23 protein-coding genes are annotated in these 20,029 nt (G+C 71.0%); 16 read left to right on the forward strand and 7 right to left on the reverse strand.

Annotation, left to right across the window (positions count from 1 at the left end; genetic code table 11):
- Positions 1 to 126: 126 nt before the first annotated feature.
- Positions 127 to 423 carry a hypothetical protein gene (locus HDA41_RS37210; protein WP_184991940.1) on the reverse strand — a complete coding sequence of 99 codons (297 nt, stop codon included), beginning with the start codon at positions 421 to 423 and terminating at the stop codon, positions 127 to 129.
- Positions 424 to 672: 249 nt separating this feature from the next.
- Here HDA41_RS37210 and HDA41_RS37215 point away from each other — a divergent pair, with 249 nt between their 5' ends.
- Positions 673 to 1,044 (forward strand): hypothetical protein, encoded by a 372-nt coding sequence (locus HDA41_RS37215; protein ID WP_184991942.1) that lies wholly within the window; start codon positions 673 to 675, stop codon positions 1,042 to 1,044.
- A gap of 97 nt (positions 1,045 to 1,141) precedes the next feature.
- Here HDA41_RS37215 and HDA41_RS37220 read toward each other — a convergent pair whose 3' ends face one another.
- From HDA41_RS37220 to HDA41_RS37230, 3 genes are read right to left on the reverse strand one after another with little or no spacing between them, the layout of a single operon-like run.
- Positions 1,142 to 1,591 carry an ATP-binding protein gene (locus HDA41_RS37220; RefSeq protein WP_184991944.1) on the reverse strand — a complete coding sequence of 150 codons (450 nt, stop codon included), beginning with the start codon at positions 1,589 to 1,591 and terminating at the stop codon, positions 1,142 to 1,144.
- On the reverse strand, positions 1,588 to 1,986 hold the full coding sequence (locus HDA41_RS37225) for an STAS domain-containing protein (RefSeq protein WP_184991946.1): 399 nt from the start codon (positions 1,984 to 1,986) through the stop codon (positions 1,588 to 1,590). Before HDA41_RS37225 ends, HDA41_RS37220 begins: the two co-directional genes overlap by 4 nt.
- Positions 1,983 to 2,876 carry an STAS domain-containing protein gene (locus tag HDA41_RS37230; protein WP_184991948.1) on the reverse strand — a complete coding sequence of 298 codons (894 nt, stop codon included), beginning with the start codon at positions 2,874 to 2,876 and terminating at the stop codon, positions 1,983 to 1,985. The genes HDA41_RS37225 and HDA41_RS37230 overlap by 4 nt, the downstream gene beginning before the upstream one ends.
- Positions 2,877 to 3,078: 202 nt before the next feature.
- Between HDA41_RS37230 and HDA41_RS37235 the strand changes: the two genes are divergently transcribed.
- Complete coding sequence (locus tag HDA41_RS37235; RefSeq protein ID WP_230299797.1) at positions 3,079 to 3,924, forward strand: RNA polymerase sigma factor SigF; 846 nt, start codon at positions 3,079 to 3,081, stop codon at positions 3,922 to 3,924.
- A gap of 47 nt (positions 3,925 to 3,971) precedes the next feature.
- Here the strand turns inward: HDA41_RS37235 and HDA41_RS37240 are convergent, their stop codons facing one another.
- Positions 3,972 to 4,346, reverse strand: coding sequence for a TraR/DksA family transcriptional regulator (locus tag HDA41_RS37240; RefSeq protein WP_184991949.1), 375 nt, complete (start codon positions 4,344 to 4,346; stop codon positions 3,972 to 3,974).
- 45 nt (positions 4,347 to 4,391) lie between these two features.
- A complete protein-coding gene (locus HDA41_RS37245; protein WP_184991951.1) occupies positions 4,392 to 4,703 on the reverse strand; it encodes a TraR/DksA C4-type zinc finger protein in 312 nt (103 codons plus the stop codon).
- A gap of 294 nt (positions 4,704 to 4,997) precedes the next feature.
- Between HDA41_RS37245 and HDA41_RS37250 the strand changes: the two genes are divergently transcribed.
- The 4 genes from HDA41_RS37250 to secD all read left to right on the forward strand — a co-directional run bounded on the left by HDA41_RS37250 (position 4,998) and on the right by secD (position 9,432).
- Entirely contained in the window at positions 4,998 to 5,951 is a 954-nt protein-coding gene (locus HDA41_RS37250) for a sensor histidine kinase (RefSeq protein ID WP_184991953.1), read from the forward strand.
- A gap of 2 nt (positions 5,952 to 5,953) precedes the next feature.
- The gene (locus HDA41_RS37255) at positions 5,954 to 6,637 is read left to right on the forward strand and encodes a response regulator (RefSeq protein WP_184991955.1); all 684 of its coding nucleotides are present in this window, start codon (positions 5,954 to 5,956) and stop codon (positions 6,635 to 6,637) included.
- A 51-nt stretch (positions 6,638 to 6,688) separates the two neighbouring features.
- Positions 6,689 to 7,102 (forward strand): hypothetical protein, encoded by a 414-nt coding sequence (locus tag HDA41_RS37260; RefSeq protein WP_184991957.1) that lies wholly within the window; start codon positions 6,689 to 6,691, stop codon positions 7,100 to 7,102.
- A gap of 74 nt (positions 7,103 to 7,176) precedes the next feature.
- Entirely contained in the window at positions 7,177 to 9,432 is a 2,256-nt protein-coding gene (gene secD, locus HDA41_RS37265) for a protein translocase subunit SecD (RefSeq protein ID WP_184991959.1), read from the forward strand.
- Positions 9,433 to 9,511: 79 nt separating this feature from the next.
- Here secD and HDA41_RS37270 read toward each other — a convergent pair whose 3' ends face one another.
- Positions 9,512 to 9,949 (reverse strand): hypothetical protein, encoded by a 438-nt coding sequence (locus HDA41_RS37270; RefSeq protein WP_184991961.1) that lies wholly within the window; start codon positions 9,947 to 9,949, stop codon positions 9,512 to 9,514.
- An 86-nt stretch (positions 9,950 to 10,035) separates the two neighbouring features.
- On the opposite strand from HDA41_RS37270, the gene HDA41_RS37275 reads away from it, so the two are divergent.
- The 10 genes from HDA41_RS37275 (at position 10,036) to HDA41_RS37320 (ending at position 19,972) form a co-directional block, all read left to right on the forward strand.
- Positions 10,036 to 10,737 (forward strand): helix-turn-helix transcriptional regulator, encoded by a 702-nt coding sequence (locus tag HDA41_RS37275; protein WP_230299799.1) that lies wholly within the window; start codon positions 10,036 to 10,038, stop codon positions 10,735 to 10,737.
- A gap of 48 nt (positions 10,738 to 10,785) precedes the next feature.
- Positions 10,786 to 10,977, forward strand: coding sequence for a GTP cyclohydrolase I (locus HDA41_RS42900; RefSeq protein ID WP_376706873.1), 192 nt, complete (start codon positions 10,786 to 10,788; stop codon positions 10,975 to 10,977).
- A gap of 128 nt (positions 10,978 to 11,105) precedes the next feature.
- Positions 11,106 to 12,731 (forward strand): BCCT family transporter, encoded by a 1,626-nt coding sequence (locus tag HDA41_RS37285; RefSeq protein ID WP_184991965.1) that lies wholly within the window; start codon positions 11,106 to 11,108, stop codon positions 12,729 to 12,731.
- Positions 12,732 to 12,999: 268 nt separating this feature from the next.
- The gene (locus tag HDA41_RS37290; RefSeq protein WP_184991967.1) at positions 13,000 to 14,085 is read left to right on the forward strand and encodes an S-(hydroxymethyl)mycothiol dehydrogenase; all 1,086 of its coding nucleotides are present in this window, start codon (positions 13,000 to 13,002) and stop codon (positions 14,083 to 14,085) included.
- Positions 14,085 to 14,720, forward strand: a complete 636-nt coding sequence (locus HDA41_RS37295) for an MBL fold metallo-hydrolase (RefSeq protein WP_184991969.1) — start codon at positions 14,085 to 14,087, stop codon at positions 14,718 to 14,720. The genes HDA41_RS37290 and HDA41_RS37295 overlap by 1 nt, the downstream gene beginning before the upstream one ends.
- A 200-nt stretch (positions 14,721 to 14,920) precedes the next feature.
- On the forward strand, positions 14,921 to 15,982 hold the full coding sequence (locus tag HDA41_RS37300) for a chorismate-binding protein (RefSeq protein WP_184991971.1): 1,062 nt from the start codon (positions 14,921 to 14,923) through the stop codon (positions 15,980 to 15,982).
- 204 nt (positions 15,983 to 16,186) lie between these two features.
- Positions 16,187 to 17,017: a dihydropteroate synthase gene (folP, locus tag HDA41_RS37305; protein WP_184991973.1), complete on the forward strand. Its 831-nt coding sequence runs from the start codon at positions 16,187 to 16,189 to the stop codon at positions 17,015 to 17,017.
- 169 nt (positions 17,018 to 17,186) lie between these two features.
- Positions 17,187 to 17,549: a bifunctional 3-phenylpropionate/cinnamic acid dioxygenase ferredoxin subunit gene (locus tag HDA41_RS37310; RefSeq protein ID WP_037673830.1), complete on the forward strand. Its 363-nt coding sequence runs from the start codon at positions 17,187 to 17,189 to the stop codon at positions 17,547 to 17,549.
- Positions 17,546 to 18,709: an NAD(P)/FAD-dependent oxidoreductase gene (locus HDA41_RS37315; protein WP_184991975.1), complete on the forward strand. Its 1,164-nt coding sequence runs from the start codon at positions 17,546 to 17,548 to the stop codon at positions 18,707 to 18,709. The genes HDA41_RS37310 and HDA41_RS37315 overlap by 4 nt, the downstream gene beginning before the upstream one ends.
- A 132-nt stretch (positions 18,710 to 18,841) precedes the next feature.
- Positions 18,842 to 19,972 carry an aromatic ring-hydroxylating oxygenase subunit alpha gene (locus HDA41_RS37320; RefSeq protein WP_184991977.1) on the forward strand — a complete coding sequence of 377 codons (1,131 nt, stop codon included), beginning with the start codon at positions 18,842 to 18,844 and terminating at the stop codon, positions 19,970 to 19,972.
- Positions 19,973 to 20,029 lie beyond the last annotated feature (57 nt).

The raw sequence follows: 20,029 nt of genomic DNA on the forward strand, positions 1-20,029 counted from the left end.
TCCGTTCACTGAAGCGGGGGGTGCCGCGGCCGAGAGCGAGCCCCGCAGGGAGGACTGGCGTGGGCGGCGGCCCTGAGAGGTCCGCCCTGTTCGCGGTGACGCGTGCTCGTGCCCGTGTACCTATGGCTATCGCTCCGGGACGGCGAGTTCACGGCCGAGGTAGAAGCTCTCCCGCTCCTCGACGACGTACGGGGCCATGGCCGCGCGCCGCTGCTTCTCCGGCTCGGAGGCCCGCCAGGAGTCGCAGACCTCCTTGGAGTCCCAGAACGACACCCCGGTGATCTCCTGCCCGTCCTCGGACCAGTAGGCGAAGGCGCGGCGCAGGCCCTGCGGGTAGGGGTCGGGACGCCATGAGCTCTCGAAGTCCTCCAGGGCGCCCGGCCGAAGGCGGCGTGTCGTCACCCAGACGAAGTGCTCATCCATCGCGGCCTCCTCCACAACGCCAAGCCGGTTCGACGGCCCTTATGACCACCGTAGGGCCGAGGCACCGCTCGCGCCTGCGCGGCTGTCGCTGCGCTGCCGCCGGCGGCCCGCCGACGTGCATAAAATATTGCCAGGTGTGTCCCAAGAAGACGGCAACGCCCTTTTAAGGGCACTTGGTGCGAAGGCGCAACGCCGTGCCCGGAGGTCGGCGATCTCAGGAGCCGAGGTTGTCCGGAAGGAGGCAAGCCGATGATCACCGAACTGGCTGTCGAGCGCGTGGCATTCACCTGCGGCCACTGCTGGCACAAGTGGAGCGCCGACTACGACGTGCAGTACTACCGCGACGACAATGGGGACGAGTGGGAGTACTTCAACCGCGACGGCCACGGAGTGCCGTCCCCCTACGACCCGCAGGGCGCTCCCGCCTGCCCGATCTGCGGCCGCCGCTGGGTGGGCCGGCTCACCGCGCGTCGGCACGTCCCCGTTCCGCCCGGCCCCGCCAGCACTCCCCGGCACAGGCTCACCGGGCCTCGCGAGCAGCACCGCACCGACCGGCGTGCCGCGCCTCGCCTGGATGCCGACGCGCACGAGCAGCCCTCGCAGGACACCCCCGCCACCTGATCGCGAGGGGAGTCCGGCGTGGCCCGGGGCGGTCTCGGCCGCCACGCGGACATCACTGACCCGGGTCGAGTGTTCACCGGGATGTCCCACACCCCGCTCATCCCGCCCCCGAGCGGGGGGAGGGAGCGCCGGACGCCCAGGCGGCGATGGTGACGGTGGTGCCTGCGCCGGGCCGGCTGTCGAGGCAGAACTCGTTGACCAGCCGTTTGGCTCCGCTCAACCCCAGCCCCAGGCCGCCACCGGTGGTGAAGCCGTCCGTCATGGCCTGCTGGAGGTCACGGATGCCGGGGCCGGTGTCCAGGAAGGTCAGGCGCAGCCCGCGGTTCGGCCCTGCGGCCAGGGCAGTGATCTCGAGGCGGCCACCGCCGCCGTGCACGAGGGTGTTGCGGGCCAGTTCGCTGGCCGCGGTGACCAGCTTCGTCTGCTGCACCAGGCCGAACCCGAGCTCCGCCGCGGTCTGCCGCACCCGCTGTCTGACCCAGGCGAGGTCAGCGTCCGAGCCGATCGGCAGGCTGATCGTGGCGGTGTCGGGAGAGGCCTGCGTCATGTGCCCTCCTGGGCCGGGCTGCGTGGGGAGGCGAGCAGGTCCATCGCGCGTTCGGTGTTCAGGACGGTGTGCAGACCGGGCAGCGTGAGCCCCAGCTCCGCGAGCGTGATCGCCACGGCCGGCCGCATCCCGGCCACCACCGTTCGTGCGGCCAGCAGTCGGGCAGCGGAGGCGATCTCGGCCAGGACGCGCCCCAGGAACGAGTCGATGATCTCCACGCCGGAGATGTCGATCACCACACCGGAGGTGTTTCCCTGTGCGATGCGGTGGGTGATGTCCTGTTGCAGCTGCTCAGCGATGCCGTCGTGCAACTCGCCCGGCAGCGTGACCAGAAGAACGTCTCCCAGCGCCAGGACCGGCACGGGTGTCAGGTCGCCGAAGGGCCGGCTGTTCATGCCCTGCTCGCACCGGCAGGAGCATGCGGGCTCACTTCGATGCCCTGCCGTTCCAGTGCGTGGGCGAGGGCGTCGGCCAGTCCGGCACGGGTGAGCACCGTTCCCAGGTCGATGCCGAGGTGGACGATGGTCTGGGCGATGGCGGGGCGGATGCCGGAGACGATGCACTCGGCGCCCATCAGCCGGGCCGCGGCGACGGTCTTCATCAGGTGCTGGGCGACCAGGGTGTCGACGGTGGGCACGCCGGTGATGTCGAGGATGGCATACCGGGCCTGCTCGCTGACCACCGCGTTCAGCAGGTTCTCCATGACCACCTGGCTGCGGGCGCTGTCCAGGGTGCCGATCAAGGGGACGGCGATGACGCCCTGCCACAGTGTGATCACCGGGGTGGCCACCTCCAGCAGCTGCCGGCGCTGCCGGGCGATCAGCTCCTCGCGGGCGCTCAGCGCCGTCTCCACCACCACGAGGCGAAGCGTGCCCATCAGCAGGGCCAGCGACAGCACACAGTCCTTGGCGTCGGGAGCGGCCGGATCCGGGAACTCGCCACGCAACACTTCGGTGACCGACCCGCGCAGGCCGGCGATCTCGTCGGCGATCTGTGCGGACGCGAACCCACTGCGGGCCCGAGAGGCGACCATACGTCCCAACTGGTCGCGCACCGCCCGGAATCCAGGCGCCTCGATGTCCTCCAGCCGGCCGGTGGCGGCCACCGCGGACAACGCGTCCACCACGGCCTTGGACGCCTCCACGGCCTCGTCCCGGGAGACGGTGAACACCATGCGGAACAGGGGCTCGTCCGCCCAGCGCTGGGCGATCCGCTCCCGCCGGCGTTCCAGGAAGGACCCCACCAGCCGTGCTGCCGCCGAGTCGGCAGCCGCGTGCTGTTCCACCGGAACTTCTCCTTCTGCTTCCCTGTGCACGTACGACACGGCTCACTTTGTTGCCCTACGGCTATAGTTGTCAAACAGCAACTTTTCTTCCGGGATCCGTCTCGTTTACCTGCCGACGCCCTGTTTGGATCTTCCGTGCCCGGGTAGCGGCCCTGCACGGCGGCCTGCTCCTGGAGCGGGCCACGACCATCAGGGAGGGGCTGTGAGCGTGACGACTCAGGTCGACGCGGCGGCGGACACGGATACCGGCCTGCCGCAGATCACCAACCCGCAGCAGATGGCTCCCAAGGACGCTCGGCACCTGACCAAGCTGTTCCTCGACCAGCTCGCGGTACTCGAAGAGGGAACTCGCGCATACCAGTACGCGCGCAACACCCTCATCGAAATGAACATGTCCCTGGTGCGCTTTGCGGCCCGGCGGTTCCGCAGCAACGGTCAGGACATCGAGGACGTCGTCCAGGTCGGCACGATAGGCCTCATCAAGGCCATCGACCGATTCGAGATCTCTCGCGAGGTCCAGTTCACCAGCTTCGCGGTCCCTTACATCGTGGGGGAGATCAAGCGGTACTTCCGTGACACGTCCTGGTCCGTGCACGTGCCCCGACGTCTCCAGGAGGCACGCGCGGAACTCGCCAGGGCCACCGACGAACTCAGCTCACGCCTGGGCCGCAAGCCCACAGCCTCCGAACTCGCCGCGCTGATGAACCTCACGGAGGCGGAAGTCGTCGAGGCCCAGGTCGCGGCCAACGGCTACACCGCCGCCTCCCTCGACGCCGCCATCAGCAGCGACTCCGAAGAGGACGCGACCCTCTTCAACTTCATCGGCCAGGAGGACCCCGCCCTCGCACGCGTCGAGGACTTCCACGCGCTGGCGCCCCTCATCGCCGAACTCGACGAACGAGACCGCCTCATCCTTCACTTGCGGTTCGTCGAAGAGCGCGGACAGGCACAGATCGGCGAGCGGCTGGGTATCTCGCAGATGCAGGTCTCCCGCCTGATCTCCCGGATCCTGGGTCGCCTGCGTTCACAGATGCTCGCTCAGAACTGACCAGTGATGTGGCCTGGCGGTGGTGTCGGGCAGGTGGTGTGCGCCGGTCATGGGATCGCCTCCTTGACCTGCTGGCAGCGGGCGCAGTAGCGGGCCTGCGGCACGATCATCAGCCGCTGCCGGTCGACGGGGCGCCGGCACAGGTGGCAGGTGCCGTACATGCCCTCCTTCATGCGGGTGAGGGCCGCTTCGACGTCGGCGAGGACCATGCGGGCGGAGGCGGCGAGCTTGATGCGGACCTCCACCTGCGCGGGGGTCTGCCGCTGGAGCCGGTCCTCGGCACGGGAGGTGGTGGGTCCGGCGAGCTGGCGCAGCTGCTCCCGTCGGAACAAGCGCTGCTCCTGCAGGTTCTCGCGCAGCGCGGCGAGGTCTTCGGCCGACAGGTGGGTCGTGCTCTCGCCGATGGTCTGGTCGGTCACCACGTCACCCCTTCGAGGCAGGGCGTAGGAGGTCGGTACGGGCGTCGGTCAGGTGGCGCGGCGCCGGCAGGCGACGCAGTGGCGGGTGTAGGGGAGGATCTCCAGGCGTTCCGCGGGGACGGGTCTGGCGCAGCCCAGGCAGGTGCCGTAGGTGCCGTCCTCGATGCGGGCGAAAGCCTCCTCGATCTCTTCGAGGACCCGCTCCATCGCGGTCTTCCGGGCGGCGAGCAGGTGGTCGTCCGCGCTGGGCTCGGTCCCGTCGAGGGCCTGCAACTGCGCCAGCCGGGAGGTGCGGGCGTGTTCCAGGCGCTGACGGGCCTCGTGAAGGTGGGGCTCGGCCCGGGCGGCATCGAACGGCATGGTCGGTCCCTTTCTCGGCCGGGGTGAGGGGGTGCTCTCCACCCTGGCCGGGCCCGTCGCGGACGCCTATCGGGCGCGGGGCCCATTTGTGCCGGGGCAGGGGACCCATGCGGCCCTGCCCTGGGTGGCGCGGGACCGAAAATGGGGGTCACTACCCATCGACGGGGCGCTCGGGACGGGGCAGGCTGGCCGCAGGCCCACTGGAGCACCCCGGGATCGTGAACGCGGTCGGGGCCGTGCGCGGTCCGATGACGGAGGTGAACCGAGGTTTTACGGAAGAGAGGCGGAGCGCCGGTGTCCTTGTTCTGGCGGATCTTCGCCCTCAACGCCGTGGTGCTGGGCACGGCCACGGCCCTGTTGCTGTGGGCGCCGGTGACCGTCTCCGTGCCGGTTCTGCTCACCGAGGCGATCATCCTCGTCGGGGGTCTGGCCGTCATGCTGGTCGCCAACGCCGCGCTGCTACGGCTCGGCCTGGCCCCGCTGGGCCGGCTCACGAAGCTGATGACCACGGTGGACCTGCTGCGTCCCGGCCAGCGCCTGCCCGCTACCGGCGGTGGCGAGATCACCGAGGTGATCCGTACGTTCAACGCCATGCTGCAGCGGCTGGAACACGAAAGGGCCACCAGCAGCGCCCGTGCCCTGCTGGCCCAGGAGGCCGAACGCCGCCGCATCGCGCAGGAACTCCACGACGAGGTCGGCCAGAGCATGACCGCGATCCTGTTGGAACTCAAGCGGGCCTCGGACGAGGCACCGCCGCCGCTGCGCAAGCAGTTGCACGAGGTGCAGGAGATCACCCGGGAGAGCCTGGACGAGGTCCGCCGCCTGGCGCGCAGGCTGCGGCCCGGAGTGCTGGACGACCTGGGTCTGGTCAGCGCGCTGACCTCGCTCACCGAGGACTTCGCCACCCACACGGGGTTGCGGGTCACCCGCCGTTTCGATGCCGACCTGCCGGTCCTGGAGCCGGAGACGGAACTGGTCCTCTATCGCGTCGCCCAGGAGTCGATGACCAACGTCGCCCGGCATGCGGACGCCACACAGGTCACCGTCGCCCTGCGGCACACCGACGACCACCTGGTGCTGGCCGTCACCGACGACGGCTGCGGCGTGGAGGCCCCCAGAGAGGGCGCCGGCATCCGCGGCATGCGCGAACGGGCCCTGCTGATCGGCGGCAGCCTCGACATCGCCCCGGCACCCGACACCGGCACCCGGGTCCAGCTCACCGCGCCCGTCTCCAGGAAGCAGCCCTGACCATGTCCGAAGCGACCACGACCGCCACGACGGGCACGGGCACGATCCGCATCCTGCTCGCCGACGACCACGCGCTGGTGCGCCGCGGGGTGCGGCTCATCCTCGACCGGGAACCGGACCTCGAAGTCGTCGCCGAGGCCGGGGACGGCGCCGAGGCCATCGAGATGGCCCGCGCCCGCGACGTCGACCTGGCCGTGCTGGACATCGCCATGCCGCGGCTGACCGGCCTGCAGGCCGCCCGTGAACTGGCCGCCGCCGAGCCGGGCCTGCGGATCATGATGCTCACGATGCACGACAACGAGCAGTACTTCTTCCAGGCCCTGAAGGCCGGCGCCAGCGGGTACGTGCTGAAGTCCGTCGCCGACCGGGACCTGGTCGCCGCCTGCCGGGCCGCGATGCGGGACGAGCCCTTCCTGTATCCGGGCGCGGTCACCGCCCTGATCCGCAACTACCTCGACCGGGCCCGCCAGGGCGAGGAGACGCCCGACCAGATCCTCACCCCCCGCGAGGAAGAGGTCCTCAAGCTGGTGGCCGAGGGCCACTCGTCCAAGGAGATCGCCGACCTGCTGTTCATCAGCATCAAGACCGTCCAGCGGCACCGCGCCAACCTGCTGCAGAAACTCGGCCTGCGTGACCGCCTGGAACTGACCCGGTACGCCATCCGCGCCGGCCTGATCGAAGCCTGAACCGCCCGCCCGCCCGTACCGCAGCACACGACGATGAAAGGGGGACGGTGCATGCACCGCGCGGCGCGCACCGCCCCCGGTAACAGCAGCGCCCGGCCCCGCGCCGCGGTACTGGCGGCCGTCGTGCTGACGCTGCTGGCCGTGCTCGGCATCGCCGGTCCACCGCCCGGTGCGACGGGCGAGCCGGTGGCCGGCGCGGTGGCAGGGGTCGGCCGGCACGGGGACACCGGGCCGCGCGCCGACGACGGATGCGACACCGAATGCGCCGTCCGGGCGGCACCCCGCCAGGAGCCGCACAGCGAGCAGCCGGCCCCGCGTGGTCTCCTCGCGACCTGCGTCCCCGGCACGGACGCCGTCCCACCGGGCGCCGCGCGGCTCCCGGCGCCGGCCGCCCACACCCCCTCCCCGGGTCCTCACACACTCCATGACCGTGGGCGAGCGCCCCCGGCTACCTCCGGCATCTGACATCCCCTTTCCCTCTCCTCTACAGCACCCCGCCCGCCTTGCGCGGACCGCGGTGCGCCTGCCGGAGGCACCCGTTGAACCGTTCCCTGCGCGTGAGGGCGCTGCTCGCCCTCGCCGTGCTCGCCCTCTCCCTGTACATCGCCGTCACCGTGCCGGTCCGCCTCGGACTCGACCTGCGCGGCGGTACGCAGCTCGTGCTGCAGACCCGCTCCACCCCCACCACCGAAGCCGACAGTGAGGCCACCGACCGCACCCTGGAGGTGTTGCGCGGCCGTATCGACGGGCTCGGCGTCGCCGAACCCACCCTCGTCCGATCCGGCGGGAACCGGATCATCGTCGAACTGCCCGGTGTGCAGGACCCGAAGCGGGCGGCCGATGTCCTGGGCCGTACCGCGCAGCTCACCTTCCACCCGGTGCTCGGCACCGCGGACAGCACCGACGACGCCTCCCGGCCGCTGCCGAAGCGACCCCGGGAACACGTCCTGCCCGACGAGTCCGGCACACCGCTGCGCCTCGGGGCCGCGGCCCTGACCGGCGAGGACGTCAAGGAGGCCGCCGCCCGGTTCGACCAGCAGGGCGGCGCCGGATGGCACGTCACCGTCGACTTCGAGGGCGACGGCCGGGCCGGCTGGGCCCGGCTGACCGGCGAGGCCGCCTGCCACCCGGCGGGCGACCCGGCGCGGCGGGTCGCCATCGTCCTCGACGACAAGGTCATCTCCTCGCCGCAGGTCGACCCGTCCGTCGCCTGCCGGACCGGCATCCGCGACGGCGCCACACAGATCACGGGCTCCTTCGGCCCGGAGAAGGCCCGCGAACTCTCCCTGCTCGTCAACGGCGGGGCCCTGCCCGTGCCCGTCGAGACCGTGGAGCAGCGCACCGTCGGCCCGACGCTCGGGGCGCAGGCCATCACCGCGAGCGCCTGGGCGGCGGCCATCGGCACCGCGCTGACCTCGCTGTTCATCATCGGCGTCTACCGGCTGATGGGCGTACTGGCCGCTGTCGCGCTGGCCTGCTACGGCCTCGTCTCCTACGCCGCGCTGGCCGCGCTCGGCGCCACCCTGACCCTGCCGGGACTGGCCGGTTTCGTTCTGGCGATCGGCATGGCCGTGGACGCCAACGTGCTGGTCTTCGAACGGGCCCGCGAGGAGTACGCGGCCCGCCGCCGGCCCAGTACGCGCTCGGCGCTGACGGCCGGGTTCCGCGACGCCTTCAGCGCGATCGCCGACTCCAACATCACCACCCTGATCGCGGCCGCCCTGCTGTTCTTCCTCGCCTCCGGGCCGGTGCGCGGCTTCGGCGTCACCCTGGGCATCGGTGTGCTCGCCTCCATGTTCAGCGCCCTGGTGATCACCCGCGTGCTCGCCGAGGTCGCCGTGAGCCGCCCCCGGGTTCGCCGCCGCCCCCGCCTCACCGGCATCGCCACCACCGGTGCGGTCCGCGACCGCCTCACCCGCCGCAACCCACGGCTGATGCGCCGCCCCCGCCGCTGGCTGGCCGTGTCAGCCGCCGCGCTGATCCTGGCGGGCTCGGGCATCGCGGTACGCGGCATCGACCTCGGTGTGGAGTTCACCGGTGGCCGCCTGATCGAGTACGCCACCACCAGCCCCGTCGACCCCGACCGGGTCCGTACCGCCCTCGCCGACGCCGGGTTCCCCCGGGCCGTCGTGCAGTCCTCCGGCGAGACGGGGCTGACGGTGCGCACCGATCCGCTGACCAACGCGGAGGAGACCGAGGTCACCGGTACCGTGCGTGATCTCGCGAGCGGGGCGGACAAGGTCCGCGACGAACTGGTCGGCCCCAGCCTGGGCGAGGAACTGCGCCGGGGCGCCCTGATCGCGCTCGCCGTGGCTCTCGGCGCCCAGTTCGTCTACCTCGCGGCACGCTTCCGGTCGGTGTTCGCCGCGGCGGCGGTCGTCGCCCTCGCCCACGACGTGGTGATCCTCGTCGGCGTCTTCGCCTGGCTCGGCAGGCCCGTCGACGGGGTGTTCCTGGCGGCCCTGCTCACCGTCATCGGCTACTCGGTGAACGACTCCGTGGTCCTCTTCGACCGCGTCAGGGAGCTCGCCCGCAACTCCCCAGGGGCACCGCTGCCGGACATCACCGATCAGGCCATCCTGCAGACCCTGCCCCGGACCGTGAACACGGGCATCGGCGCAGCGTTCATCCTCACCGCCCTCGCGGTGCTCGGCGGGTCGTCGCTCACCGACTTCGCCCTGGCCCTGCTCATCGGCCTCGTGGTCGGTACGTACTCCTCCGTCCTCACCGCCGCCCCCGTGGCGATCCAGCTCCACCACCGCACCTCGGCCCGGCCGCCGTCCGGCCGCATCTGACCCGGCCGGGGATCGGGCGCGGGTGAGGCGGGTGAGCCCTCGTCCGGCTCACCCGCCTTCCCCCGTGCGCGCCGCTGTGTCAGCGCGAGGGCCGTTCGCCGTGGTGGCGTTGGGCGAGCCGGGCGAGGGCGACCGCGCCGAGCAGGAGGCCGAAGTCGCGCAGCGCGATGTCGTAGTACCCCGGGATGGTCAGCAGGTTGACGATGATGCCGGCCAGCCATCCGGCCACCAGCCAGCCCCCGAAGCGCGGGGCCAGAGCGACGGCGAGGCCGGCGACGATCTCGATGACACCGACGGCGTACATGGCCGCCTGGGCGCTGCCGGGCACGACGTCGTCGATCCATGGCGCGAGGTAGGCGGGCCAGTCCACGAGCAGGTTGGCGAACTTGTCCAGCCCGAACAGGATCGGCGCCACGGTGAACCCGGCGCGCAGGATGACGAACGCCTGGTAGCCGGGGTCACTGAGCATGGCCCGCCGGGGCGCGGCGGACGGGGTGATGTGGGTGGTGGACGTCATGGCGCACCGCTCCTTCTATCGACAACTCTCACTAACGATAGAAGCGTGGAAGGCCTCTTTAGTCAATGGCTGTGGGTTTTACACTGGTGTTCGTGGACCATCCGGAAGAAGCACCCCGCCCCGACGTCTCCGCCGTCGCCGCCCTGGACGAGCCGACCCGCAGGCGGCTGTACGACCACGTCGTGCGCCAGCCGGGACCGGTCAGCCGCGACGAAGCCGCCGCCGCTCTCGGGCTGGCGCGCCAGACCGCGGCCTTCCACCTGGACCGCCTGGCCGGCGAAGCACTGCTTGACGTCGTCTACGAGCGGCGCAGCGGTCGCACCGGCCCGGGAGCGGGCAGGCCGGCCAAGCTCTACAAGCGCTCCGCCAGGCAGGTCGCCGTCAGCCTGCCCGAGCGGCACTACGAGCTGGCCGGACGGCTCCTGGCCCAGGCCATGGAGGAGTCCGAGGTCACGGGCGAACCGGTCCGCGCCGTCCTGCACCGAAAGGCCCGCAGTCTCGGCGCTCAGCTCGCCGAGCAAGGCGGCACAGGCGCATTCGGCTTTCTGGAGCGGTACGGCTTCGAGCCTCGCCATGACGGTGACGCGATCGTGCTGGGCAACTGCCCGTTCCACGCGCTCGCCCGCGAGCACACCCAGACGGTGTGCGGCATGAACCTCCACCTGCTCCGGGGCGTCCTCGAAGGGCTCGAGGACAGCGGGCTCCACGCCTGCCTGGCGCCGAGCCCCGGCCACTGCTGTGTCCGCCTGGAGCCGGCTTCTGCCCCGCCCGTGAGCGCGAGTTCCTGACGCATTCCCCGCCCGCAGACACCGGCGCTTCCCCCAGCCTCGTCCGAACTGGCCCGCGTGATAGAGCACTTCGTCTGCCGGCTCCAGGTCCCGGAACGCCTGGCCAAGCAGGTCGCCGACTGGCTGCAAGCGCATCTCGAACCCAAGGGCATGGGCTGTGCGGACTTCGCCCTGACCGTCGTGGCGCGGCCGTTGGGCCGAGGTGAGCGCGGCGAGAAAGGTCGGCGTACAGGGGGTTGACGCACCCGGGATGTGACAGGAACTGTGTTGCACATCGAGCTCGAAGTTGCGTGTTGCGCACCGCAGCCCGCGGTGCTCATCACAGGGATGCAGACCCGCCACCCCCGTCCCCCGTCGGAAGGCTGCGGATGACTATCGCGACGACGAAGAAAACGACATCGGCCCTCGCACGGGTGGATCCGGCCGTCCTCTATGTATCTGTCACGCTGTCCGCCCTGTTCGTCGCTTGGGGGGTGTTCTTCACCGACAGTCTCGCCACGGTCGCCGAGGCGACGCTGGGCCGGATCATCGACAACTTCGGCTGGCTGTTCGTCCTGACGAGTTCCGGGTTCGTGGTGCTGGCGACGGTGCTCGCGTTCAGCCGGTTCGGCTCCATCCGGCTCGGCAGAGACGATGAGCGCCCGGAGTTCAGCACCGCGTCCTGGGTGGCGATGATGTTCAGCGCCGGCATGGGGATCGGCCTCATGTTCTACGGGGCGAGCGAGCCGATCATGCATATGTCCAGCCCGCCACCGGGCTCCGCGAAGGCGGGCAGCGCGGACGCCGCCCGCCTGGCGCTGGAGTACTCGTACTTCCACTGGGCGATCCACCCCTGGGCGATGTACGCCGTCGCCGGGCTGGCGCTCGCCTACTTCGGTTTTCGCAGGAGCGGCAACAGTCTGATCAGTTCCGCCTTCCGCCCGCTGCTGGGCGACCGGGTGGACGGGCCGCTGGGCAAGTCCATCGACATTCTGGCGATCTTCGCCACCCTCTTCGGTTCCGCCGTCTCCCTCGGACTGGGCGCGCTCCAGGTCAACCGGGGGCTGAACGAGGTCTGGGGCGTCCCCGACTCCACCGCGCTGGCCGTCTCGGTCATCGCGGTCCTCACCGTCCTGTTCGTGCTCTCCGCCCTCTCCGGTGTGCATCGCGGCATCCAGTGGCTGAGCAACGGCAACATGATTCTCGCCGCCGTCCTGCTGCTCTTCGTCTTCGTGGTGGGCCCCACGGTGTTCATCCTGGAGAGCCAGACCGAGGCGCTGGGCGGCTATCTGGCCTCGCTGCCGAAGATGAGTTTCACGACGGGTGCCTTCGGCGGCGGTGAGTGGCTCTCCGGCTGGACGGTCTTCTACTGGGCGTGGTGGATCTCCTGGACGCCGTTCGTCGGGACGTTCATCGCCCGGATCTCCCGCGGGCGGACCATCCGGGAGTTCATCGTCGGCGTGATCCTCGCGCCGAGCCTGGTGAGTGTCGTGTGGTTCGCGATCCTCGGCGGGACCGCCCTGAACCAGGAGATGCACGGCGGTCACCTGGCCGCGGCGGTCGCCGAAGGCGAGGAAGCGGGCCTGTTCGCCACCCTGCGGAACCTTCCCTGGTTCCCCGTCACCTCGGTCCTGGTGATCGTTCTGGTCGGCCTGTTCTTCGTGAGCGGCGCGGACGCCGCATCCGTCGTCCTCGGCATGCTCTCCTGCCGGGGCGACATGGCCCCCGGGCGCCTCGTCGTGATCCTCTGGGGTGCGCTGACCGGTCTGGTCGCGGCCGTGCTGTTGATGGCCGGAGGCCTGGAGGCGGTCAAGCAGGTGGCCATCATCGCCGCGTTCCCGTTCCTCTTCGTGATGATCGGCCTGTGCGTCTCCCTCGTGAAGGCACTGCGCGCCGAGCCGGTCCCCGCCTTGTCGGCGGAACGGGAAGGCCTCGCCGACGCCGTCGGCGAGCCGGGACCGGACGATGGTGTACGGCCGGCCGAGGTCATGGCGGACTCGCAACCCACGGGCTGAGCTGCCCGGCCGGGAGGACCGGAGGAGTGCGAATCGGCCGGAGCCGGACGCACGTGAGGGCCGCATCCCCGGACTGTCCGAGGGGTGCGGTCCCTCATGCGCGCCTGTGGCGAGCCGCTTCGTTCCGGTGGATCCGGCCGAGTCGGCCCGGTTGGCGCCAACCCCTTGACCCTCGGCGTGCTCCTCCACGATGCTCGGTTGCGCATAGCGGTGCGTGTAGCGAATGAGGCAACGCGCTCGCGAGGGTTTCCCGCTTGAGGAGCAGCTCATGACCCACGAGGTTCGTGCCGTCGTCGCCCGGAAGAAGGGCGCACCGGTCTCCGTCGAGACGATCGTCGTCCCGGATCCGGGTCCAGGTGAGGCGCTGGTCAAGGTCGAGGCGTGCGGCGTCTGTCATACCGATCTCCACTACCGCGAGGGCGGGATCAGCGACGACTTCCCCTTCCTTCTGGGGCATGAGGCGGCAGGCCGCGTCGAGGCGGTCGGAGAGGGAGTCACCGGCGTCGAGCCCGGCGACTTCGTCGTCCTCAACTGGCGTGCGGTGTGCGGCCAGTGCCGGGCTTGCAGCAAGGGCAAGCCGTGGTACTGCTTCGCCACCCACAACGCCACACAGCCGATGACGCTGCTCGACGGCACCCCGCTCTCGCCGGCCCTCGGCATCGGCGCGTTCGCGGAGAAGACGCTGGTCGCCGCCGGGCAGTGCACCAAGGTGGACCCGGCGGCCCCGGCGGCGGCAGCCGGTCTGCTCGGGTGCGGCGTCATGGCGGGCTTCGGCGCGGCCGTGAACACCGGTGCCGTCGGCCGGGGCGACTCCGTCGCCGTCATCGGCTGCGGCGGCGTCGGTATGGCCGCCGTCGCGGGGGCGAGGCTGGCCGGGGCGAGCAAGGTCATCGCCGTCGACATCGACCAGCGCAAGCTGGACCGGGCCATGACCATGGGGGCCACCCACACGGTCGACGGGGCGAAGGGCGACGTCGTCGAAGCGGTGCGCGAGCTGACGGGCGGCTTCGGCGCGGACGTCGTCGTGGAGGCGGTCGGCCGCCCCGAGACGTACCGGCAGGCCTTCTACGCCCGCGACCTGGCCGGCACGGTCGTGCTGGTCGGCGTGCCCACCCCGGAGATGAAGGTGGAGCTGCCCCTGCTCGACGTCTTCGGCCGGGGCGGCTCGCTGAAGTCCAGCTGGTACGGCGACTGCCTGCCCTCACGCGACTTCCCGGCCCTCATCGACCTGTATCTGGGAGGCCGTTTCGACCTGGACGCGTTCGTCTCCGAGACCATCGGCCTCGGTGACGTGGAGGAGGCGTTCGAGAAGATGCACCGCGGCGACGTGCTGCGCTCGGTGGTGGTGCTGTGATGGCCGGCGCACCGCGCATCGAACATCTCGTCACCAGCGGGACCTTCAGCCTCGACGGCGGGACCTGGGACGTCGACAACAACGTCTGGATCATCGGTGACGACGACGAGGTGGTCGTCGTCGACGCGGCACACGATTCCGACGCCATCCTGGAGGCCGTCGGTGACCGTCGCCTGTCGGCCATCGTGTGCACCCACGCCCACGACGACCATGTGCGCGCCGCACCGGACGTCGCTCTGGCCACGGGCGCGCCCATCCTCCTGCACCCTGACGACCAGGTGCTGTGGAAGATGGTGCACCCCGGCCGGCGGCCCGACGGCCCGCTCGCCGACGGTGACGAACTCATGGTGGCGGGCATCGGCCTGCGTGTCCTCCACACGCCCGGACACGCTCCGGGTGCCGTGTGCCTGTACGCACCCGAACTGGGCGCACTGTTCAGCGGTGACACGCTGTTCGCCGGAGGCCCCGGCGCGACCGGGCGCTCGTACAGCGACTTCGGCACGATCATCGGCTCCATCGGTGACCGGCTGCTGACCCTCCCGGGCGAGACGGTCGTCCACACCGGACACGGCGAGACGACGACCGTCGAGGCGGAGGCACCGCACCTGGAGGAGTGGGCCGCCCGCGGCTGGTGACAGGGCGCCGCCAGGCCGGCCGGGGTCAGGTCATCCAGGGCCCGCCCCGGCCGGCATGGCCGCGAGCCCGTCGGCACGCCCGCGTACCTGGCCGGCATGCCGGTGTACCCGGCCGTCGTGGCCCTGCCCCGGCCGTCGTTGCCAGGAACGACCGTCATGACCAAGAATCCCCCGCCCCGCCGGCCCCTGGACGAACCACCGTGCACACTCCCGCCCCGATGGCCCGCTTCGGCGGTCTCGTCGCCGCTGATCTGCGGGATGTGACCAGCGATCCCGCCGCCCTGGACTCCTCCGGTTTCTGGGCGGTCGTAGCGGGCTTCGAAGGCCGCCTGGTCTGCGCGCGGTTCGGCCGACTGCGTCCCGCGCGGGTGCCCGCTCCGCGGACCGGGGCCTGGCGGGGCCCGGCCGCCGGCGACTGGATCTCGTCGCTGGACCGCACCGCCTACACCGCGGGCGTGCGCCGCATCCGCGAGCACATCGCGGCGGGCGACGTCTACCAGGCCAATCTCTGCCGCGTGCTCTCCGCGCCCCTGCCCGACCCGGGCGCCGCCGACATCGACGCGCTGACCGCGCTGCTCGCCCGTGGCAACCCCGCGCCCTACGCCGGTACGGTCCGGCTTCCCGCACACGGCGTCGAAGTGGCCACCGCCTCGCCCGAACTCTTCCTGCGCCGCACCGGCCGGATCGTGGAGTCCGGGCCGATCAAGGGCACCGGCCGTACGGCGGACGACCTGCTGGAGAAGGACCATGCCGAGAACGTGATGATCGTGGACCTGGTCCGCAACGACCTGGGGCGGGTCTGCGCCACCGGATCCGTGACCGTTCCGGCGCTGTGCGCCGTCGAACGGCATCCGGGCCTGGTGCATCTCGTCTCCACCGTGCGCGGGGAGCTGGCGCAGGGCGCGGGCTGGCCCGAGCTGATGGCCGGGACCTTCCCACCGGGTTCCGTGACCGGCGCCCCCAGATCCAGCGCACTGCGCGTCATCGACGCCCTGGAGACCGCGCCCCGCGGCCCCTACTGCGGCGCCATCGGCTGGGTCGACGCCGACCGGGGGACCGGTGAACTGGCCGTGGGCATCCGCACCTTCTGGATCGACCGCGCCGCCCCGGCGGGGCCGGTGCTGCGCTTCGGTACGGGCGCCGGCATCACCTGGGGGTCCGATCCCGGGCGGGAGTGGGACGAGACCGAACTCAAGGCCTCTCGGCCGCTCACTCTGGCGTCGAGGCCGCAGGGGGAAGCCGAGGCCTTCCACCTGCCTTGACAGTGCCGCACGGCCGTCCTCAGACTCGTTGCTCAAATCGCACATTGTTCCTGTATACGCAACGAGGTCAATCGGTCCCATGATGACTCCCGCACACCCCTTCGCCGACCCGCCCCGAGTCGCGTGAGCACCGCCGCCCGGCCCGGCCAGGCCGCTTCCGCGCTCCCACCGCGAGGTCTTCCCAGTCCCGGCCGGACGCTGGTGATGGGCATCGTGAACGTCACGCCCGACTCGTTCTCCGACGGCGGGCGGTGGTTCGATCCCGAACGGGCCGTCGCGCACGGCATCGCGCTGCTCGACGAGGGCGCGGACATCCTGGACGTGGGTGGCGAGTCGACCCGTCCCGGCGCCGCGCGCCCGGCCGTCGAGGAGGAACTGCGGCGCGTGCTGCCGGTCGTCCGCGAACTCGCCGCCGCGGGGGCGACGGTCAGCGTCGACACCATGCGGGCCGAGGTCGCCGCCCACGCCGTCGAGGCCGGCGCCGCCCTGGTCAACGACGTCTCCGGCGGGCTCGCCGACCCGGCGATGCTTCCGCTGATGGCGCGAGCCGGTACGCCCTACGTGCTCATGCACTGGCGTGGGCACTCCGCGGGAATGCAGGCGAACGCCGTGTACGAAGACGTCGTCACCGACGTGGTCGACGAGTTGCGGGCGAGAGTCGACGCGGCCCTGCACGCCGGGGTCCCGGCGGACTGTCTCATCGTCGACCCGGGGCTCGGGTTCGCCAAGCACGCCGAGCACAACTGGAGGCTGCTCGGCCGTCTTCGGGAGGTCGCCGCGCTCGGCCGGCCGATGCTGGTGGGGGCGGCGCGGAAGTCCTTTCTGGGGCACCTGCTGGCGGACCCGGAGACAGGGCGGCCCCGGCCGGCGCACCTGCGGGACGCGGCCACCTCCGCGGTGTCGGTCCTGGCCGCCGCGCAGGGCGCCTGGTGCGTGCGCGTCCATGACGTCGCCTCGACGGCCGACGCGGTGCGCGTGACCGCTCGGTGGGGCCTCGAATGCGCGGCGACGCCGCCGCCGATCCCTCAGTTCTGAGAGGCGCTCCGCTCTGACCTGCGTTTCTCATGATGCGCGGAGTTTCATGATGCGCAACGCAAAATATGGGTGTCAGCCGTCCCGCGAACTCCTTGACAACGGTTTGTGGGCGCCCTCAAACTGGCGTTGCGTTCACCGCAATCCGTTTCGCTATACGCACCGAGGTGTCATGATGATTGCCGCGTGCCGTCTCGTGGATCTGCCCCGAGGCGAGGCCCACAGGCTCGACATCGACCCGCCGGTCTCGGTGTTCCACACCGACGACGGCGAACTCTTCGCCATCGACGACACATGCACCCACCAGGACGCCTCGCTCGCCGACGGCTGGCTGGAGGGCTGCGAGGTCGAATGCCCGCTGCACGCCTCGAAGTTCAACCTCAAGACCGGAGCCGTCGACGCCCCGCCGGCCAAGCTCCCGGTGCGCACGCACGAGGTCTTCGTCGAGGACGGCATGATCTACGTCCGGCTGTCCACGGCAGCCCCGAACCTGCCCCCCTGCATCGCCGCCCGGCTCGCCGGGGGCGTCGCGTGAGGACAGTGGCGGTGGTGGGCGCGTCGCTGGCCGGTCTGTCGGCGGCGCGCTCGTTGCGGAAACAGGGATACGACGGACGGCTGGTCGTCATCGGCGACGAAGTCCACCGCCCGTACGACAGGCCACCACTGTCCAAGGAGTTCCTGGCCGGCGGCATCAGTGATGCCGATCTCGCGCTGGAGCCGGACGGCGAGGACCTGCAAGCGGAGTGGCTGCTCGGAGCCCGCGCCGCCGGACTCGACGCCACGCCCCGCGCCGTGCGGCTCACCGACGGCCGGGAGGTGCGGGCCGACGGCATCGTCATCGCCACGGGCGCCGCCGCGCGGACCCTGCCCGGCATGGACGGACTGGCCGGTGTGCACACCCTGCGCACACTGGACGACGCCCGCGCCCTGCGGGACGAACTGGCCCAAGGCGGGCGCCTGGTGGTGATCGGCGGCGGCTTCATCGGTGCCGAGGTCGCCTCCACCGCCTACGCTCTCGGCCTCGACGTGACCATCGTCGAGGCAGCGCCCACACCACTGGCCGGACCGCTCGGCCCGGCCATGGGGCGCATTGTCTCCGCCCTCCACGCGGACCACGGCGTACGCCTGTTGTGCGGCGTGGGCGTCAAGGGGCTGAGCGGCGAGAGCCGCGTCGACGCCGTCCTGATGGAGGACGGCAGGAGCATCCCCGCCGACATCGTGGTCGTGGGTGTCGGGGCCCGTCCCTGCGTCGACTGGCTGGCCGGATCCGGCGTCGCACTCGACGACGGCGTCACGTGCGGTGCGGACGGCCGGACCAGCCTGGCCGGCGTCGTCGCGGTCGGTGACTGCGCCTCCTGGTACGACCCGCGCACCGGCGCCCACCGCCGTGTCGAGCACTGGACCGGCGCCCGGGAACGCCCCGACGCGGCTGTGGCCGCACTGCTGTCCTGGGGTGAGTCCGATCCGGGTATACCCCGACCGCCGTACTTCTGGTCCGACCAGTACGGCGTGAAGATCCAGTTCGTCGGCAACGCGGCTCGCGCCGACAGCGTGACGATCGAGGAAGGCACCGCGGACGATCGCAACGTCCTGGCCGTCTACCGGCGTGCCGGACACCCGGTCGCCGTACTCGGGATGAACCAGCCGAAGCTGTTCATGCGCTGGCGCAAGCATCTCGCTGCCAAGACCCCCTGACAGGGGCGCGGACCTCGCTCACACAGCCGCTGTCGCGCACGAAGCGGCGCTGCCCCTTACCCAACGACGTCCGGTGTCGCTCTTCCCGGCGCGTGCATGCCTGATCCACGACGTATCCCCGAGGAGTGCACTGTGACCTCGACCGGCCTGCCGGAAAGCCTGATCGCCACCCTCCCGGGCTCCTCCTACACCGATCCCGAGATCTTCGCCCAGGAGCAGGAACACATCTTCGAGGCGATGTGGTTCTGCGCCGTGCGTTCCGCCGACCTCGCCAAGCCCGGTGCCTTCCGGACCGTCGAGGTGGGCCGCGAGAGCATCCTGATCACCCGGGCACGGGACAACTCCGTACGTGCCTTCTTCAATGTCTGCCGGCACCGCGGAGCCAAGCTCTGCACGGCGGAGACCGGCGAGGTCAAACGCGCCTTCCAGTGCCCCTATCACGCCTGGACCTACGACCTGACGGGCAAGCTCGTCGCGGCCCCCAATCTCACCAAGATGCCCGACATCAGCCGCACCGCATACGGCCTGGCAGCAGTGGCCACGCGGGAATGGCTCGGCTACGTGTGGGTGTGCCTCGCGGAGAACCCGCCGCCCTTCGACGAGGTCGTGGGGGATGTGGTCGCGCGCCTGGGCGACACGGAGTCGATCGAGCACTACGACATCGACAACCTCGAAGTCGGTCAACGCATCGTCTACGACGTGAAGGCGAACTGGAAACTCATCGTCGAAAACTTCATGGAGTGCTATCACTGCGCGACGATCCACCCCGAACTGACCGAGGTGCTCCCCGAGTTCGCCGACGGATACGCCGCCCAGTACTACGTGGGACACGGCGCGGAGTTCGGCTCCGAGGTCAAGGGCTTCACCGTCGACGGCTCCGAAGGCCTCGACCGCATTCCAGGCGTCACCGAGGACCAGGATCGCCGTTACTACGCGATCACCGTCCGGCCGCAGGTGTTCATCAACCTCGTGCCCGACCATGTGATCTTCCACCGGATGTACCCGGTCGCCGCGGATCGCACCATCGTCGAGTGCGACTGGCTCTACCTCAGGCATGTCGTCGAGAGCGGCAAGGACGTCAGCCGGTCGGTGGAGCTCTTCGACCGAGTCAACCGGCAGGACTTCGACGCGTGCGAGCGCTGTCAGCCCGCGATGAGCTCCCGGCTGTACGCCAAGGGCGGAGTCCTCGTGCCCAGCGAACATCACATCGGTGAGTTCCACGCCTTCGTCCAGGAGCGTCTGGGCGTGGGGAGGCCACGGTAGCGGCGGTGCACGGTGGTCCGGCACCTGGTGTGCAGGGCGGCCGTCGAAGGCGGCGCG

This window comes from Streptomyces caelestis (genome assembly GCF_014205255.1).
In the GTDB taxonomy this organism is placed as follows: domain Bacteria; phylum Actinomycetota; class Actinomycetes; order Streptomycetales; family Streptomycetaceae; genus Streptomyces; species Streptomyces caelestis.